The sequence below is a fragment of the Rhodovulum sp. PH10 genome (assembly GCF_000293785.1).
Lineage (GTDB): Bacteria > Pseudomonadota > Alphaproteobacteria > Rhizobiales > Xanthobacteraceae > Rhodoplanes.
In genome coordinates this window covers 14,266-30,250 of the sequence record NZ_AKZI01000100.1, presented here as the reverse complement: position 1 = coordinate 30,250, position 15,985 = coordinate 14,266, and the positions used below count along the sequence as shown (strand labels likewise).

17 protein-coding genes are annotated in these 15,985 nt (G+C 70.5%); 2 read left to right on the top strand and 15 right to left on the bottom strand.

Annotation, left to right across the window (positions count from 1 at the left end; translation table 11 throughout):
* Nucleotides 1-301 precede the first annotated feature (301 nt).
* The 15 genes from A33M_RS16315 to A33M_RS16245 form a co-directional block, all read right to left on the bottom strand.
* A complete protein-coding gene (locus tag A33M_RS16315; protein ID WP_008389280.1) occupies nucleotides 302-661 on the bottom strand; it encodes a hypothetical protein in 360 nt (119 codons plus the stop codon).
* Between the two features lie 59 nt (nucleotides 662-720).
* Nucleotides 721-1,002 (bottom strand): hypothetical protein, encoded by a 282-nt coding sequence (locus A33M_RS16310; RefSeq protein ID WP_008389278.1) that lies wholly within the window; start codon nucleotides 1,000-1,002, stop codon nucleotides 721-723.
* 72 nt (nucleotides 1,003-1,074) lie between these two features.
* Complete coding sequence (locus tag A33M_RS16305) at nucleotides 1,075-1,908, bottom strand: FAD binding domain-containing protein (protein ID WP_008389275.1); 834 nt, start codon at nucleotides 1,906-1,908, stop codon at nucleotides 1,075-1,077.
* Between the two features lie 348 nt (nucleotides 1,909-2,256).
* Complete coding sequence (locus A33M_RS16300) at nucleotides 2,257-3,321, bottom strand: UDP-glucuronic acid decarboxylase family protein (protein WP_008389271.1); 1,065 nt, start codon at nucleotides 3,319-3,321, stop codon at nucleotides 2,257-2,259.
* Between the two features lie 19 nt (nucleotides 3,322-3,340).
* Nucleotides 3,341-4,501, bottom strand: a complete 1,161-nt coding sequence (locus A33M_RS16295) for a CgeB family protein (RefSeq protein ID WP_052027091.1) — start codon at nucleotides 4,499-4,501, stop codon at nucleotides 3,341-3,343.
* Nucleotides 4,498-5,589, bottom strand: a complete 1,092-nt coding sequence (locus A33M_RS16290; RefSeq protein ID WP_008389269.1) for a CgeB family protein — start codon at nucleotides 5,587-5,589, stop codon at nucleotides 4,498-4,500. Before A33M_RS16290 ends, A33M_RS16295 begins: the two co-directional genes overlap by 4 nt.
* Nucleotides 5,586-6,716 carry a CgeB family protein gene (locus A33M_RS16285; RefSeq protein ID WP_008389267.1) on the bottom strand — a complete coding sequence of 377 codons (1,131 nt, stop codon included), beginning with the start codon at nucleotides 6,714-6,716 and terminating at the stop codon, nucleotides 5,586-5,588. Before A33M_RS16285 ends, A33M_RS16290 begins: the two co-directional genes overlap by 4 nt.
* A 17-nt stretch (nucleotides 6,717-6,733) precedes the next feature.
* On the bottom strand, nucleotides 6,734-7,900 hold the full coding sequence (locus A33M_RS16280) for a glycosyltransferase family 4 protein (RefSeq protein WP_052027090.1): 1,167 nt from the start codon (nucleotides 7,898-7,900) through the stop codon (nucleotides 6,734-6,736).
* A gap of 17 nt (nucleotides 7,901-7,917) precedes the next feature.
* Nucleotides 7,918-9,198, bottom strand: coding sequence for a TIGR04295 family B12-binding domain-containing radical SAM protein (locus A33M_RS16275; RefSeq protein ID WP_008389263.1), 1,281 nt, complete (start codon nucleotides 9,196-9,198; stop codon nucleotides 7,918-7,920).
* Nucleotides 9,199-9,292: 94 nt separating this feature from the next.
* Nucleotides 9,293-10,408: an NAD-dependent epimerase/dehydratase family protein gene (locus A33M_RS16270; protein WP_040621078.1), complete on the bottom strand. Its 1,116-nt coding sequence runs from the start codon at nucleotides 10,406-10,408 to the stop codon at nucleotides 9,293-9,295.
* Nucleotides 10,409-10,535: 127 nt separating this feature from the next.
* Complete coding sequence (locus tag A33M_RS16265; protein ID WP_008389259.1) at nucleotides 10,536-11,462, bottom strand: beta-xylosidase; 927 nt, start codon at nucleotides 11,460-11,462, stop codon at nucleotides 10,536-10,538.
* A complete protein-coding gene (locus A33M_RS16260) occupies nucleotides 11,459-12,223 on the bottom strand; it encodes a TIGR04290 family methyltransferase (protein WP_008389256.1) in 765 nt (254 codons plus the stop codon). The genes A33M_RS16265 and A33M_RS16260 overlap by 4 nt, the downstream gene beginning before the upstream one ends.
* Nucleotides 12,224-12,225: 2 nt before the next feature.
* Nucleotides 12,226-12,882, bottom strand: coding sequence for a histidine phosphatase family protein (locus tag A33M_RS16255; RefSeq protein WP_008389254.1), 657 nt, complete (start codon nucleotides 12,880-12,882; stop codon nucleotides 12,226-12,228).
* Between the two features lie 51 nt (nucleotides 12,883-12,933).
* On the bottom strand, nucleotides 12,934-13,896 hold the full coding sequence (locus A33M_RS16250; protein WP_237718396.1) for an inositol-3-phosphate synthase: 963 nt from the start codon (nucleotides 13,894-13,896) through the stop codon (nucleotides 12,934-12,936).
* A gap of 143 nt (nucleotides 13,897-14,039) precedes the next feature.
* Nucleotides 14,040-15,071: a glycosyltransferase family 9 protein gene (locus A33M_RS16245; RefSeq protein ID WP_008389250.1), complete on the bottom strand. Its 1,032-nt coding sequence runs from the start codon at nucleotides 15,069-15,071 to the stop codon at nucleotides 14,040-14,042.
* Nucleotides 15,072-15,300: 229 nt separating this feature from the next.
* Here A33M_RS16245 and A33M_RS16240 point away from each other — a divergent pair, with 229 nt between their 5' ends.
* Both A33M_RS16240 and A33M_RS16235 read left to right on the top strand, forming a co-directional pair.
* Nucleotides 15,301-15,579, top strand: a complete 279-nt coding sequence (locus A33M_RS16240; RefSeq protein ID WP_008389248.1) for a hypothetical protein — start codon at nucleotides 15,301-15,303, stop codon at nucleotides 15,577-15,579.
* Complete coding sequence (locus A33M_RS16235) at nucleotides 15,576-15,920, top strand: hypothetical protein (protein WP_008389246.1); 345 nt, start codon at nucleotides 15,576-15,578, stop codon at nucleotides 15,918-15,920. The genes A33M_RS16240 and A33M_RS16235 overlap by 4 nt, the downstream gene beginning before the upstream one ends.
* The last annotated feature ends 65 nt before the right edge of the window (nucleotides 15,921-15,985 follow it).

Genomic DNA, 15,985 nt, shown 5'->3' with positions numbered 1-15,985 from the left:
TTCTCGGTTTGATGGATCGCCGGGTCGAAGCCCGGCGATGACGGCGGAGTTCCTGGCGAGCTCCACCTTTCTCATCGAAATCCCACGCTTTTTTGCCCTTGTGTGCATGCCGTAGCGCATGCGGGGAGAGGTCCCGAGGGACGCGAGCGGGTGAGGGGGCGTTTCCGCCCCGGCAGCGCGTCCCCGCTCTGGCTTTTCCGTCACCACCTCTCGCGGAGCGACCGGGCTCGCCGCCTCGCCCTCTCGTCTGCCGGCGTCACCTGTTCGTCCTCAGATGGGCGGTCCGGCTGGCGCCAAAAAACTAAATCTTCGGCAGGCCGCCGCGTTCGAACACCGGCGTTTCGCGCGGGCGATCCTCGGTGCCGTCGCCGGTGGCGACGTCTTCCGCGGCCCGGCGGGTCGCTTCGGTGGTGGCGTCGTGGCCGTCGGTCTCGTCGGCACCGGATCCCGGGTCGTGGCGGCCCGTCACCGCCGAGCGCGGCACCGCGCCGACGTCCTCCCGGCGAACAGCGTCGTCGGTGACCCGCTCGGGGCGGCTCGATTGGTCCAAATCCTCGCCGGCCGGCGCCTCCAGGGCGGCGCGGTCGGCCGGGCCGAGTTCCGGCTCGTCGGCATAGCGTGCGGTCCGGCGGCGCGCGGCCGCGCTCTCGTCACGATCCATCGAAAAAATCTCCTCCGGGTCGGGGGCGGGTCGGGGGTGTGTCTTCGTTTCGTCGCCGCTCAGTCGCGCCGGCCGGCGACGGTGCCGGGCGCCCGCGTCTCGTCCGGCGGGGCGAAGCCCACCAAGAGGCCGGTGGCGTCGAGCCAGCCGCGGAAGGCGGCGGCGGCATCCCGGCATTCGGCGGTGGAGGAGGCCGACTGCAGGCGACGCAGCACGCCCTCCCAGTTGTGGCCGTGGCCGGGGCCGTGCAGGCGCAGCCAGCCGGCCGCCTCGTCGAGCGTGCGAAGCGGCACGGGCTCGTCGCGCAGCGCGAGCGGGGGATCGAAAGCGGGTTCGGTCATGCCCGGACAACCGGCCCGGCGGGCGACCGGTTCCCACCGGCGGGACGGAGAGTGGGAGCGGAGGAGGCCGCCTCAGCCGGCGAAAGCCGAGCGCATCGCCCGGCCGAGCGAGAAGGCGTAGTTGTGCAGATTGCCGGCGACCGCGGCCGGCACGTCGGCGAGCATCGCCTCGCAGCGTGCGAGGTCGAACCGGTCGGGGGAGACCCGCCCCGCCAAAATCTCGGCCTCCACGCCCTCGAGCCGCACCGGCGGACATCTCAGGCCGCCGAGAATCACTCGCGTAAAACCCTGCTCGGCGTCGTGCACCACCGCGACGATGGCGTCGGCCGATTCGCTCAAGGTGCGGTGGACCTTGTAATAGCCCCAGCGGGTGGTGCGCGAATGGCGCGGAAAGCGCAGCGCGGTGACGATCTCGGCCGGGCGCAGCGCGGTCTCGAACGCGGCCGGAAAGAATTCGGCCGCCGCTATGGTGCGGCGGCCCTGCGGCGACAGCGTCTCGATCTCGGCGCCGAGCGCGATCACCACGGTCGGCCAGTCGGCGCACGGGTCGGCGTAGCAGACGCTGCCGCCGAGCGTCGCGCGGTTGCGCACCGAGCGGTGGGCGATGCCGTGCGCGACATAGGGCAGAAAGCCCGGCACCGGATCGGGCACCTGGCCGTCCTCGATCGCGGCGTGCGTCACCATGGCGCCGGCGCGCACGCTGTCGCGGGTCGACTCGATGGTGCGGAGATCGGCGGCTTGGGCGAGGTCGATGACCACCCGAGGCTGGGCGGGACGAAGGCTGAGCTGCGGAATGAGCGACTGGCCGCCGGCGAGCACGATCGCGTGGTCGCCGTACTGGGCGAGCACGTTCACCGCTTCCTCGGCATAGAGCACGCGGACGAAGTCGAATTGGGCGGTGTTCATGTGGTTCGGAATGGGCTCCGTGGGCGCGGGTGGTTCGCTCGCGGGCGTCGTCGGTCTCGCCGGTGCACGGCGTTCGGGGGGACGCTGCTTCTGTCTCGAAGCAGGCTCCAGCGCAGGTCTCATACAGGACGTCGCATTTGTCAAATAATCACGACAATCGCGTTGTTCCACCGGCGGGACGCGCTGCCCGCACTGTTCGGTGGAGCATGACGGAGAATGTTTAACGAAGGTTGTGTGCACCTGCGTCTCGCCGCGCTCGGCCGACGAATGGTGCGCGCCGGCCGAAGGCGAGACGGCGCAGGCGAGACGGGTGCAGAACGAGGCGCGGACGCGGCGTGAGCGAGCCGGTCAGGCCGAGCCTCGCACCACCGTCAGCGGCGCGCGGCGCGCGCGCGGCGCGCTCGTCTCGTGCCGCTGTGGCGCCGAGTCGTCGACCCGCGGCGTGCCGTGCGACGAGCGCGCGACCGCCAGGGCGAAATAGTCGATGGTCGGACGCAGGCCGTCCTCGAGCGTGATGCGCGGCTGCCAGCCGAGCAGGCGCGCGGCGGTGGCGACGTCGGGGCGGCGGCGGCGCGGATCGTCCTGTGGCAGCGGCGCGAAGGCGAGGGTGGAGCGCGAGCGGGTCTGCGCCACCACCATGGCGGCGATCTCCTTCACGCTGATCTCGCGCGGGTTGCCGAGATTGACCGGCCCGGTGACGGCGGGATCGCTCTCCATCAGAAGCTCGAGCCCGTCGAGCAGATCGGCGACGTAACAGAACGAGCGAGTCTGCGTGCCGTCGCCGTACAACGTGATCGGCTGGTCGCGCAGCGCCTGCACGACGAAGTTGGAGATCACCCGGCCGTCGTTCTCCAGCATGCGCGGGCCGTAGGTGTTGAAGATGCGCGCCACCTTGATCGCCACGCCGTGCACGCGATGGTAGTCGAAGAACATCGCCTCGGCGCAGCGCTTGCCCTCGTCGTAGCAGGCACGCGGGCCGATCGGATTGACCGCGCCGCGATAGCTCTCGGCCTGCGGATGCATCTCCGGGTCGCCGTACACCTCGCTGGTCGAGGCCTGCAGCACGCGCGCGCCGGTGGCGCGGGCGAGCTCGAGCACGTGCTGGGCGCCGAGCACGCAGGTGCGGATGGTGCCGATCGGGTCGCGCTGATAATGCGGCGGCGAGGCGGGGCAGGCGAGATTGTAGATGCGGTCGACCGGACCGTCGATCGAAAGCGGCTCGCGCACGTCGCCCTCGACGAAGGTGAAGTTGCGGTGGTTCGCCAGCGGACGGACGTTGTCGATGCGGCCGGTGTCGAGATTGTCGATACAGACGATCCGGTGGCCCTTCTGAACCAGGCGGTCGCACAGATGGGAGCCGATGAAGCCGGCGCCGCCCGTGATCACGATGTCGAGCTTCTTGTTGGCGACCACGCACCGTCCTCCATGAAGGTTATGGGGTACAAACCTTCGGCGCGCCGTGAGTTCCTGAGATCGTCCGGGCCGCCGCGTCGAGCGTCGCCGCGCGCGGCCGGGCGAGGTCTGCGGCCCGCGTGCGGGCCTCGTCCACGTGCGCCTCGAGCTCGGCCGCGCGGTGCTCCGCGGTGTGGTCGCGCAGCACGCGACGGCGCGCGGCGTCGGCGATCGCGCGGCGGCGCTCCTCCGGCATCTCGCGCAGGATCTCCATCACCTCGGCGCCGCCGTCGGCGATCAGAATCTCGGTGCCCGGCGTGAAGAAGGTGTCGAGCCCGGCCCAGCGGTCGGTGATTATCGGCACGCCGCAGGCGGCCGCCTCGAACAGCCGCACGCTCGGCGAGAAGCCGGCCGCCACCATGTCGGCGCGCGTCACGTTGAGGGTGAAGCGCTGGCTGCAATAGAAGCGCGCGTGCTCGTGCGGCGGCAGATGGTCGATGCGCGCGACGTTCGCCGGCCAGGCGATGTCCGGCGGATATTGCGGGCCGGCGACCGCAAAGCTCATCTGTGGGAGACGGCGCGCCGGCTCGATCAGCAAACGCTCGAGGGGGGGCTGGCGATCGGGACTGTAGGTGCCGATGTAACCGAGCGCGAGCGTGGGCGAGACGTCCTGCGGCGCGTGAATCTTCGGATCGACCGCGCAGTGCAGCGGCCGCGCGGCGCGGGCGCCGAATGTCTGCTCGATCAGCGCGAGCGTCGGCCCGCCGGTGAAGGAGAGATAGAGATCGAAGAGGGGAATCACCGCCGCGTCGAGATAATCGATATCGCCGCGCACGAGGCCGGCGAGCGTCACCGGGGTGTCGATGTCGTAGAACGCGGTGATGCCCGCCGCCGTGTCGGTCGCCCAGCGCGCGACCGCCGCGCCCTCCGGCACGAACGAGCCGACGATCACCAGATCGGCGTCGCGCACCAGCGGCGCGAAGCGGCCGAGCTCGGCAAAATCCCGATAGAGCGCCACCCGGCACCACGGCGGATCGGCGAGATCGCGGTTCGCGCGATACCACGCGACGTCGCGCTCGAGAAAGGTCACCGCGTGGCCGCGCGCGGCGAGCGCCTCGATCAGCGCGCGATAGGTGGTGGCGTGGCCGTTGCCCCAGGACGAGGTGATCGACAAGCCGAGAACGACGATGTTCAGCCTCATTCCGCGGCCTCGTGACGGCGCGCCGGCTCGCCGAGAACGTCGAGCACCTCGCGGGCGCGATGCGCATAGGTGTGAGCGGCGAGCACCTTCTTGCACGCCGCGGTTCCGATCGTGGCTGCACGAAGATCGTCGAGACCGTCGAGCGCGGCGGCGACCTCCGCGCCGGAGTCCGCGACCAGAATCTCGACGCCCGGCTCGAGAAACTGCTCGATGCCCTCCCACCGGTCGGTGATCAGACAAGCGCCGGCGCCGGCCGCCTCGAAGATCCGGGTCGGCGGCGAGAAGCCGTAGCGCGCCATGCTGGCGCGGTTGATGTTCAAGGTGGCGCGCGACGAGCAGAAGAACGCGTTGTGATCGGCGCTGCCGACGTGTCCCAGCCGGCGCACGTTGGCGGGCATCGGCTTGTCGTCCCAGCCGGCGCCGCCGAGCAGGAAGGATTTTTCCGGCAGCCGCGCCGCCGCGTCGAGGAAGAACGCCTCCACCCGCGCCTCGCGGTCGGGCAGGCGGTTGCCGAGAAAAGAGAGGTCGCAACGCAGATTTTCACGCGGTGCCACGGGGTGGTGGGTGTCGGGATCGACCGCGTTGTAGATCGGCACGCAGCGCTTCGCGCCCAATGCTTCGTAAGCCCGGACCACCGCGTCGCCGCCGCCATAGGTGAACACGACGTCGTAGCGCGGCACCGCATCCCGCAGATGATTGCTCGGGTCGGCGGCGACCGCATCGAGCGTCGCCGGCGCGTCGACGTCCCACAGCGCGACGCGCGTGGTGGCGCTCGCCGCCGCGGCGACCGCGATCTCCAGCTCGCGGTCGAACACGCCGACGCCGCTCGCCTTGACCAGCAGATCGGCCTCGCGGGCCGCCGTGATCAGCGCGCGCTGCCAGCCCGCCTCGGTCGCCGGATAGACCACCACCCGCGCCCACGGCGGATCATCGATGTCGCGGTGCTGCTGGCGCTGATAGGCGTCCGGCTCGTAGAAGGTGACGTCGACGCCGTGCGCGGCGAGCGCCTTCAGGAGCCCGCGATAATAGGTGGCGGCCCCGTTCCAGTAGGACGAGACGAGGCTGGAGCCGAAAAAGGCGATCCTCATTCTGCGGCGACCCTTTCTGCGGGGGCGAGAGTGTCGGGTGCGGTGCTTTCGCGCAGCTGCGCACAGATGGCGAGAAGCTCGGCGACGCGGTGCGAACAGCCATGTCGCTCGCGGATCGCCTGCAGGCCGGTGGCGGCGAGCGCCGCCGCGTGCGCCGGATCGCTCAGGACGGCTTTCAGCGCGGCGGCCATCGCATCGCCGTCGGCGGCTCGTAAAAACGCGCCGGGAGGAAACAGGCCTTCGGCGTCGTCCCACGGCGCACTGATCAGCGGAATGCCGCAGGCGAGCGCCTCGAACACGCGGATGGTCGGGATGCCGGGCAACGCCGCGGCATAGGGCCGGCGCGGCACGTGCACGGTGAGGCGGGCACGGGCGAAGGCTTCCGGCGCGCGGTGGTTCGGCAGCCAGCCGGCATGGTCGATGTTTTGCGCCGCCAGCTTCGCACGAACATGGTCGGGATAACGAACACCGTGGATGCGCGCGGCGAGGCCGAGCCGGGTGATCGGGCCGAGCAGAAACTGCTCCAGCTCGGCGTCGCGCTCGCCGTCGCCGAAATTGCCGACGAAGACGAGGTCGCGCTCCTTCTCACGATCGAGCGGACGAAACAGCGCGGTGTCGGCCGCCTCGTGCCAAGTGAAGACGCGCCGGCCCCAGCCACGCGACCGATAGACCTCGCGCAACACCTCGCCGAAGGCGAGCACGCCGTCGTAGCCGTCGAGATCGAAGCGGCCGATCTCGTCGGGCGCAGTCACCGCGCGGTGGTGGGTGTCGTGGAAGAACAGGAGAAAACGGCCGCCCTGCGCGCGCCGCCTGCCGAGCGCGGCGATCAGCGCCGGCTCGTTCCATTCGTGGGCGAGCACGAGGTCGGCGCCGTCCAGCGCTTCGTCGAGCTCAGGCATGGCGTCGTAGCGCCGGATCGCGACGCCCGGCACCAGGTGCTCGCACTCGGCGAGCACCTCGGCGCCGCCGTCTTGCAACGCGTTGGTGCGGCTCCAGCCGTTTGCCGGCTCGTAGGCCGCCACCCGGTGCCCGGCGCGCAAAAGCTCGCGGGCGACGCCGCGGAGGAAATGGGCGTTGCCGTGGTTCCAGCAGGAGGTGAAGGCGTGGCAGAACAGGACGACGTTCATGAACGGTCTCGGTCCCGTCACGCCCACAGCCCGGCCTGCGCCCGGCTGGTCTCGGCCTCCTCGCTCGGCCGGGAGGCGCGGGCGCCCGCCGGATTGCCGGCGAGGCCCTGATAGAGGTCCTCGTAGGCGTCGGCCATCGCGGCCACCGTGTAGCGGGCGGCGCGCTCGCGCGCGGCCTCCTGCAGGCGCTGGCGCAGGGCCGGATCGTTGCACAGCCGCGTCACCGCGAGCTGCAGCGCCGCCCGGTCGTCGGGGTGGACGAACACCGCGGCGCCGTCCCACAGCTCGCGAAAGCTCGGGATGTCGGACAGCACCAGCGCGGCGCCGCACGCCGCGGCCTCGGCGACCGTCAGGCCGAACGGCTCGTAATGGGCGGGCGAGGCGAAGATCTCCGCCGCGTGCATCTCGGCCAACAGGTCGGCGCGGGCGAGATCGCCGATCAGCTCGACCCGGCGCGCCTCCGGCGCTTCGAGCGCGACGCCGTGTGGCGCCTTCGCCGGCCCCGCGAGCCGCACCGGCCAGGGGAGATCGGGCGCGACGTCGACCAGGGCGCGGATGTTCTTGCCCTCGTCCCACAGCCGCCCGGCGGCGAGCACGAAGGCTTTGCGATCCTCCTCGATCACCACCGCGGAGGGCACGCCGTTGTGAATCACCAGGCCCGGACGCGGCGGCGCATAAAGGCGCGTGATCTCGTCGCAGAAGGCGGCGGTCGGCGCGACCCACATCTCGGCGGCGGCGAGCCCGCGCGCGACATTGTCGGCATAAGTGTGCCAGCGCGGCTCGTCCGGCTCGCCGCCGCGGCAGGCGCGCCACCACGAGCGCACGCACGAATGCGCGACGATCAGCACCGGCGCCTCGAACGGCGTGAGCGCCTCGCGAAAGCCGCCGAGATGAATCACGTCCGGCCCGAATGCCTCCGCATAGGCCGCGAGCTTTTCGCGCGCGTGCGAAAAGTCGGTGCCGTCGGGGTCCATCCATTCGAGGGCGAGGTCGGTCGGCACCAGCGACAGACCCGGCACCGCCACCGCCTCGCGCTGGGCGGCCGAGGGGGCGGGGCCGAGGGTGAGCAGCGCCACCTCGTGGCCGCGGCGGGCGAGCTCGCGGGCGAGTGCGGTGGTGACGACCCAGGCGCCACCGACCGCATCGGCGGTCATCATCACGCGCAGGCGATAGGGGTCTGACATCGGACGTCTCCGGTCGATCATGAGCAGCAGTGCTCCAGCTCGTGGAGCGGGCGCGGACGTTCCTCCTGGATGTCGCTGAACGCTTCGAATTGGCGCAGATAATGCGCGTGGGCGCGCTCCCAGGCGTCGTCGTCGGGCTCGCCCCACATCTTCCGGTAGTCGGGGGAGCCGGGATAGGGAAACAGCGGCACCGGATCGTTCGCCCACACGCCGGCCTCGCGCATGGTGTCGCGCCAGCGCTGCACGGTCGCGTCGTCGTCCTGCGGCACCTCGATCAGATTGGCCTGGACGAACGGGATGTGCCGCTTGGCGGCGAGCAGACGCTCGGCCAGCTGGTCGGTCGTCAGCCGGCATTTCTTGGCGAGCAGATCACGACCTTCGGGGGTGAGGCTTTCCACGCCGGCCTCCACCGAGACGCAGCCGGCGGCGCCGAGCAGCGCGAGCTGATCGGGTTTCCACAGATCGATGCGGGTCTGCACGCCGAAGGCGAGGCCGCGGCCGACGAGTCCGCGCAATAGCTCCTCGTTCGGCAGGAAGATCTCGTCGATGAAATAGACGTAGCCGACGCCCTGCGTCTGCAGCCGCTCGATCTCCGCCAGCACGGCGGCGGCCGGCCGGCGGCGATAGCCGTTGCGAAAGTTCTCCTTGGCGCAGAACGTGCAATTGTAGGGACAGCCGCGCGAGGCCTCGACCTCGGCGCCCGGCACGTCCGGCTCGGCATCGAAGCGGTGGTGATGATGGCGGTGGCGGACGATCGCCTCGTCCGGCCAGACGAGCGGCGGCATGTCGACGAAGCGCGCCGCCTGCGGGCCGCCGAGCACGCGGATCTCGTCGCCGTCGCGAAAGCACAGGCCCGGAAAGTCGCGCGCGCCGGCGGCGAGCTTTGCGAGGCTCTCCTCGCACTCGCCCATCACCACGATGTCGACGCCGAGCTTGCGCAGCGCCGCGCGCGGCGTGGTGGAGCCGTGCGGGCCGATGGCGACCAGGAGCGGCGAGAGATCGCGCAGGGCCTGCACCGTCTCCTGCGGCACCCGCAGCTCGGGCGGCGCGCAGCGCCAGAACAGATAGCTCGGCGCGGTGGTGATCACCGTCATGTCGGGCCGGAAGCTCTTCACCTCGGCGGCGACATCGGCGAGCGACAGGCCGAACAGCTGCGCATCGACGACGCGCACGGTGTGGCCCGCCGCCTCCAGCATCTGCCGCGAGGCGCCGAGCTCGATCGGCAGATGCGGCGCGCGGCAGCCGAAATAGATGCTGCCGTCGAAACCCCACGGCGGATTGACGAGCGCGACTTTCATGCGAACTCCCTCGCGGTTCTTGCACGCGAGCCTGTCGTGTAGAACGTGATCACGACTTCTCGTGCGTCTCGCGCGAGCCCTTCGCGCAAAAACGTCACGCCACCAGCCCGCGCCGCTCCAGCTCGGCGGTCGCCTGATCCACCCGGTCGACCGCGATCTCGGTGGCGAGCCAGCCGGCGAGCTCCGCGAGGCCTTCGCGGAAATCGACCGCCGGCACGAAGCCGAGCTCCGCCCGGCTCTTCGTGGGATCGGCGAAACAGTGGCGGATGTCGCCGGCGCGTGCCTTTCCGGTGACGCACGGTGCGAGCCCGGACACGTTCATCGCCGCGGCGAGATCGTCGGCGATCGACAGGATCGTGCGGCTCGCGCCGGAGCCGACATTGTAGACGCCGCCGACCGCGCGCTCGCTGCCGAGCGCCAGCAGGCAGGCCTGCGCGACGTCGCGCACATGCACGAAATCGCGGCGCTGCAGCCCGTCCTCGAACACCATCGGCGGCCGCCCGTTGAGCAGGCGCGCGGCGAAGATCGCCAGCACGCCGGTGTAGGGGTTGGACAGCGCCTGGCGCGGCCCGAACACGTTGAAGAAGCGCAGCGCGACGGTCGGGATGCCGTAGGCGCGGCCGGTGATCAGGCCCATGCGCTCCTGCACGAACTTGCCGAGAGCGTAGATCGAGCCGAGCGCCGGCGGCTTCGTCTCGGCGGTCGGCACCGGCGCGAGCGGCGTGCCGTCGGCGGTCTCCAGATCCCATCGGCCCTTGCGGAGCTGATCGGCGGTGCGGTCGTCGGGCGCGACGATCGTGCCGTCCGGGTGTCGCGCGCTGCCTTCGCCGTACACGCTCATCGAGGAGGCGATCACCATGCGCTCGACCGGGCGACGCAGCAGCGCCTCCATCAGCACGGCGGTGCCGAGATCGTTCACCTCGGTATACGAAGCGATCTCGTACATGCTCTGCCCGACGCCGACCGAGGCGGCGAGATGGATCACCGCGCCGGCGCCGTCGAGCGCGCGGGCGACCGCATCGGGATCGCGCACGTCGCCGACGATCAGCTCGGCCTCGGCCGACAGATGACGCGGCGTGTCGTTGCCGTCGTGCACCTGAGGATCGAGATTGTCGAGCACGCGCACGGCGAACCCGCGCTCGAGAAGAAGGTCCGTCACGTGCGAACCGATGAAACCGGCTCCGCCGGTGACGAGCACTCGGGTCGGCATGATCGCTCCTTCTTGATCGGTCGTGGTGCGAACGCCACGCGACGTGCTTTGTTCCTGCACCCGCCGGCGCGGCCGGTCCCGGCGTCGACGGGAGTCGGCGCCCCGACGAACCCGCGCGGGCCGGCGCTCACTCCGCCGGCGCCAGCAGCACCTCGCGCACCGCGGTGCGGACGACGTAACGCTCGATCATCGACGCACAGAATTCGGCGAACGCCTGCGGCTCGCGCGGCGGGCTGGTGTGATGCGGCGCGATGCCGAGATGCTCCGGCGTGAAGCAGAACGTCACCGTCACGTCGAACTCGGCGAGCGCGTCCATCTGCCGGTCGAACCAGTCGAGCGCGTTCGGACGAAAGCTGTCGGCCCACGACAGGCCGGTGCGCAGATGTTTTACGCCGAGCCGCTTCATCCAGGCGACCGCGTCGTCCAGCCGATGGTCGTGATAATGAAACCACTGACAGATGCCGAGCGCGGGCGTATGCTTGGCGAATTCCTCGAGCGCGAGCTTCGGCGTGCCGTCCTCCCGCAGGAGACCCATGGAGAAGTGACGATAGTAGGACGAGCCCTCGGCCTCCTTGTGGCGGGTGGTGGCGGGCCAGGCGCGGGGGAGATCGTACAGGCTGTACCAGTGGATGCGCGGCGTGCGGCCGATCAGCAGCTCGGCGGTGCGGGCGAGGCCGAAGGCCTGCACCTCCTCGGCGCCGAAGGTCGAGACGCCGACCTCCGACACCCACACCGGCAGCTTGGTGACGGCGCGGATCTCGTCGAGCTTTTGTGGCCAGTCGTGGAGCGACCAGAGATTCCAGTCGAGCGGGAAGCCGTGCACGGCGACCACGTCGACGTGATCGAGCACGCCGCGCGCCTCCATGTTGAGCACGAAGTCCGGATCGATCGGCGACATGCCGCCGAGCACGCGCGGCAGCGACGGCGCGGCCGAGCCGATCGCCTTGCCGGCGAGCATCGCCATCTCGCCGAACAGGCTCCAGTCGGGGTCGATCTCGGGATCCCAATGCGACTTGTTGTTGGGCTCGTTCCAGATCATCGCGGCTTCGATCATAAAGCCTCCGGCACGGTGTTCGGGAGCGGATCGGGCGAGGGCGCGCCGGCGCGGCGGCACAGATAGACCTCGTCCTCGGGGTGATCGACGATGGTGAAGCCGGCGCTGCGCAGCATCGCCTCGGCCGCCGCGCGGTTGGGGATCCACCAGTTGGTCGGGTCGCCCGCGTAGCGCTTCTCGACGAAATGCAGCCGCGGATAATCGGGCCGGTCGAACGGATCGGTCTGCCAGAAATCGTAGTTCTCGGCGGTCTCCATCACGTCGGCGCTGCCGCGCTGCATCGACTGGAACACCAGGAGATCGCGGGCGACGTGGGCGTGGATGAGATCGAGCGCGAGCAGCGGGTGGCGCAGATGATAGAGCACGCCCATGAACAGCACGACGTCGAACGTCTCGCCGATCTCGCCGACCTGATAGACCGACATCTGCCGCAGCTCGATGTTCGCTTCGCAGACCTCTGCGGCAAAGCGCGCCTGGGCGAGATAGTCCGGATCGGAATCGATGCCGAGCACGCGGGCGGCGCCGCGCCGCTTCATCTCGATCGAATAGAAGCCGGCATTGCAGCCGATGTCGAGCACGCTCTTGCCGGTCAGATCGGCCGGCAGCGACTGCTCGAAGCGTCGCCACTTCACCGCCGGATAGTCGCCGAGAAAATGGTCGGGCGCCGTCTTCACACCGGCGAGGTCGAGATTGTGGAACCACGGGCCGAGGGCTTGCACCTCGGCTCGGATTTTCTCGCGGGAGAGGGGGAGGGTGCGCATGTTCATGTCGGGTGAACGATCATGTCGAAGGGCTTTGCATCCGGGGTGACGAGGGTTTCGGCGGGCGACGCGGGCCGCTCGCCCATCGCGAGGATTTTTGCGCCCCACGGGCCGACCACCAGCGTGCTGACGCTGCCGGTCGCGATCTCGATGCGGTCGTAGGCGTCGAGCGACAGGCCGAGCCGGTCGAGCAGAGCGGACCTGATCACGTCGCCGTGCGACACGATCACGATGCGGCCGTCGGGCGTGGCGCCGGCGAGGCGATCGAGCAGGCCGCCGATGCGCTGCGCGACCTCGCCCATGCTCTCGCCGCCCGGCACGCGGGCGCTCGCGCGTGCCGTGTTCCAGGCGGTCCAGCGCGGATCGCCGGAAATCTCCTCGAAGCTCTTCCCGGTCCAATCGCCCATGTTCACCTCGTCGACCTCCGGCGCGATGGCGATGGCGAGCCCGGTCGCGGCGGCGAGCGGCGCGGCGGTCTCGCGGGTGCGCCGCCGCGGGCTCGCGAGGAGGGCGGTCGGCCGCTCGGCGGCGAGCCGCTCGGCCAGCGCAAGCGCCTGCCGCCGGCCCTCGTCGGCCAGCACGACGCCCGGCATCCGGCCGGCCAGCACGCGGTGCTGCAGGGCGTGCGTGCCGTGGCGCACGAGGAAGAACGTCGTCATCGTCGGCCGTCCCGGATCGTGATCGGGGCGCGCACGCGACCGGCGGGAGCGTCACGCCTCGCCGGCAATGAACCGCTCCAGCCGCAGCCGTGCCTCGTGATCACCGACCTGGATCGGCGGCGATTTCATGAACCAGCTCGACGGCCCGTCGAGCGCGCCGCCGATGCCGCGGTCGAGCGCGATTTTCGCGCAGCGCACCGCGTCGATCACCACACCGGCGGAGTTCGGCGAGTCCCACACCTCGAGCTTCAGCTCGACGTTCAGCGGCGTGCCGCCGAAGCCGGTGCCCTCCATGCGGATGTGCGCCCATTTGCGATCCTCGAGCCACGGCACGTGATCACTCGGCCCGATATGGATCTTGTCGGCCGGCAGCGGCACGTCGAGCTGGCTGGTGACCGCGCGGGTCTTGGAGATCTTCTTCGAGTCGAGCCGCTCGCGCTCGAGCATGGTCTTGAAGTCGGAGTTGCCGCCGAAATTGAGCTGATAGGTGCGGTCGAGCGCGACGCCGCGATCGCGAAACAGCGCGGCGAGCATGCGGTGCACGATGGTGGCGCCGACCTGGCTCTTGATGTCGTCGCCGATCAGCGGCACGCCGCGCTCGGCGAAGCGGCGGCGCCACGCCTCGTCGGAGGCGATGAACACCGGGATGCAGTTCACGAAGGCGCAGCCGGCGTCGAGCGCGCGCTCGGCATAGAACTCGGTCGCCTTCTGCGACCCGACCGGCAGATAGGACACCACCACGTCGGTCGCGCTGTCGCGCAGCACGGCGGCGACGTCGGCCTCCGGCGCATCGGATTCGACGATGTCCTCGCGCAGCCACCGGCCGATGCCGTCGAGCGTCGGGCCGCGTTCGACTTTCACTCCGGCCGGCGGCACGCGGGCGAAGCGGATCGTGTTGTTGGGCGGGGCGAAGATCGCCTCCGACACGTCGCGCCCGACCTTTTTGGCGTGCACGTCGAAGGCGGCCGACACCTCCACGTCGCGGACGTGATAACCACCCAGGTCGGTGTGCATCAGCCCGGCCTCGGGCTCGTTGACGCGTGCATCGCGATAGTGAGACAGCCCCTGCACGAGCGCGGAGGCGCAGTTCCCGACACCGACGATTCCGACGCGGACTTTTCGTGATGAAGCTCGTGATGAGGTGGCGGGACTCTGCATCATGTCGTCCGAATGTCGTCCGAGCGGTCGCGCCCGCGGGGATGGGCGTGAGCCGAAGGGCACGGAGGTAAGTGTCTCTGGCCAACGTGCCCGCCGGAGGTTTGTTCCGGCACCGCCTCGGTCGGACGGCCGACGGTCGACGGGTGAAGAAGCTGCTCGAGCGTCGTGATCACGTCGGCCCAGTCGCCGCCCGGCGGGGTTCGCAAAAGCCGCATCGACGAGTACCATGGTGTGCGCTCGCCCGTATCTCCCCAGCGCCAGTCGCACGCCTCGCGCAACAGCGTGACGCACGGCACGCCGAGTGCGCCGGCGAGATGCGCGGCCATGGTGTCGACCGACACCACGAGGTCGAGTGCCCGCATGCGCGCCGCCGTGAGGCAGACGTCGTCGGTGCCGATGTCGGTCGCGCGAAGGTTTTGCGTCTCGTCCGCGGGGAGGCCGCGCTGCAGCGAAAAGGCTTCGATGTGGTCGTTCTTCGCGAGACGGTCGAACAGCGCCGCGACCGCCGCGGTCGGCACCGAGCGGGCGGGATCCCAGCCGCCGGCGCGCCACACGAAGCCGATCCGCCGCCGGTCGCTCGCCGGCGGCAGCTTTGGATCGCGGGGCGGTGGGACGAGATAGGGAACGGTGTCGGCGAGCCGGTCGGGCCGGATGCGGAGCGCGTGGGACAGCTCCATGCTCTCGATGTCGACGTCGCGGGCGATGCCGGGCGCGCCGTCGCCGAGCGGGATCACCGCGTCGACGCCGGGGGCGGTCGCGACCAGCGGCAGCAACGCCGGCTGCACCCACAGCGTGACGCGGGCGGCGCGCCGACGCAGCGCCCGTGCGAAGCGGACGAACTGCAGGGTGTCGCCGAGCCCGTGGTAGCAATGCACCAGAACGTGGCGGCCCTCGAGCGGCGCGCCGGTCCACAGCCACTGCTGGTGGCGCGGAAGGTGCCAGCAGGTTTCGCCGCGCGCCAGGCGCGCCGCGAGCACGTCGTCGGCGATCGACCAGGCGGTTGCGAAATCGCCGCGCCGCATCGCCGTCATCCACGCGTCACCGGCGGGCTCCGACCCGACGACTGTCGCGGGAGAGTGCTTCGCGTCGTCGCGTGTCATACGCCTCCGTCGTGTCGAGCGGCCCGCGCGGCCGGAGCGGCCGGAGCGGAGGTGGAACACACGACCTCGCCCGAATGTTTCCGTCTCGAAACACCGGCAAGAGGCCTGCCGTCGATCGCGCAGGCCGCTCGGACCCGCAACGAAACCGAAGGAGAGCGCCATGTCGCAAGGCGAGACCACCACCGACCACGAGGCGATCCGCCGCTGGGCGGAGGAGCGCGGCGGCTGTCCGGCCACCGTCAAGGGCACCGAGAGCGGCGGCGAGCACGCCGGCATCCTGCGGCTCGATTTCGAGCCGAAGGACGAGGGGCTCGAGACGATCGGCTGGGACGAGTTCTTCGACAAGTTCGAGGAGTCGAACCTCGCCTTCCTGCATCAGGACCGCACCGCCGACGGCAAGGTCAGCCGCTTCCACAAGTTCGTGAGTCGCGCGCAGTGAACGAGGCAGCCATTCACGACCGGCTCGCGCAGGCCCACAACCTGCTGGCCGGTCTCCTGCGTGCCGACGGCGAGTCGGTGGGGGCGGACGAATACGATCGTGCGATGGACCGGATCGCGCTGCTGTTCGATCCCAAAGGGCCGTTCCATACGCCGTCGATGACCGTGGCGTTGCCGCCTGCGCTCGACCGCGCGGTGATCGAGCTGCGCGAGATCATGGAGCGGTTCCGCGACGCGACGGCGGAGTCGAGCGAGCAGGCGGTGCGCGAGCTGTGGTCGGTGCTCGGCCGCCGCGAGGTGGTGGCCGAGCTGCGCCGCGAGAGCGAGACCGGCCGGATCTGACGCAGGTTGTGACGCGAAAAAGGCGCGGCGGTCTTTCACCGCCGCGCCGCCTCGGTCTCTCGAGG

Excerpts from the sequence above, each read along its gene's own strand:
- A33M_RS16315 (WP_008389280.1), bottom strand. The coding sequence starts at position 661 with ATGGATCGTGACGAGAGCGCGGCCGCGCGCCGCCGGACCGCACGCTAT.
- A33M_RS16310 (WP_008389278.1), bottom strand. The coding sequence starts at position 1,002 with ATGACCGAACCCGCTTTCGATCCCCCGCTCGCGCTGCGCGACGAGCCC.
- A33M_RS16305 (WP_008389275.1), bottom strand. The coding sequence starts at position 1,908 with ATGAACACCGCCCAATTCGACTTCGTCCGCGTGCTCTATGCCGAGGAA.
- A33M_RS16295 (WP_052027091.1), bottom strand. The coding sequence starts at position 4,501 with ATGAGGCTGAACATCGTCGTTCTCGGCTTGTCGATCACCTCGTCCTGG.
- A33M_RS16290 (WP_008389269.1), bottom strand. The coding sequence starts at position 5,589 with ATGAGGATCGCCTTTTTCGGCTCCAGCCTCGTCTCGTCCTACTGGAAC.
- A33M_RS16285 (WP_008389267.1), bottom strand. The coding sequence starts at position 6,716 with ATGAACGTCGTCCTGTTCTGCCACGCCTTCACCTCCTGCTGGAACCAC.
- A33M_RS16280 (WP_052027090.1), bottom strand. The coding sequence starts at position 7,900 with ATGTCAGACCCCTATCGCCTGCGCGTGATGATGACCGCCGATGCGGTC.
- A33M_RS16275 (WP_008389263.1), bottom strand. The coding sequence starts at position 9,198 with ATGAAAGTCGCGCTCGTCAATCCGCCGTGGGGTTTCGACGGCAGCATC.
- A33M_RS16270 (WP_040621078.1), bottom strand. The coding sequence starts at position 10,408 with ATGCCGACCCGAGTGCTCGTCACCGGCGGAGCCGGTTTCATCGGTTCG.
- A33M_RS16265 (WP_008389259.1), bottom strand. The coding sequence starts at position 11,462 with ATGATCGAAGCCGCGATGATCTGGAACGAGCCCAACAACAAGTCGCAT.
- A33M_RS16260 (WP_008389256.1), bottom strand. The coding sequence starts at position 12,223 with ATGCGCACCCTCCCCCTCTCCCGCGAGAAAATCCGAGCCGAGGTGCAA.
- A33M_RS16255 (WP_008389254.1), bottom strand. The coding sequence starts at position 12,882 with ATGACGACGTTCTTCCTCGTGCGCCACGGCACGCACGCCCTGCAGCAC.
- A33M_RS16250 (WP_237718396.1), bottom strand. The coding sequence starts at position 13,896 with ATGCACACCGACCTGGGTGGTTATCACGTCCGCGACGTGGAGGTGTCG.
- A33M_RS16245 (WP_008389250.1), bottom strand. The coding sequence starts at position 15,071 with ATGACGGCGATGCGGCGCGGCGATTTCGCAACCGCCTGGTCGATCGCC.
- A33M_RS16240 (WP_008389248.1), top strand. The coding sequence starts at position 15,301 with ATGTCGCAAGGCGAGACCACCACCGACCACGAGGCGATCCGCCGCTGG.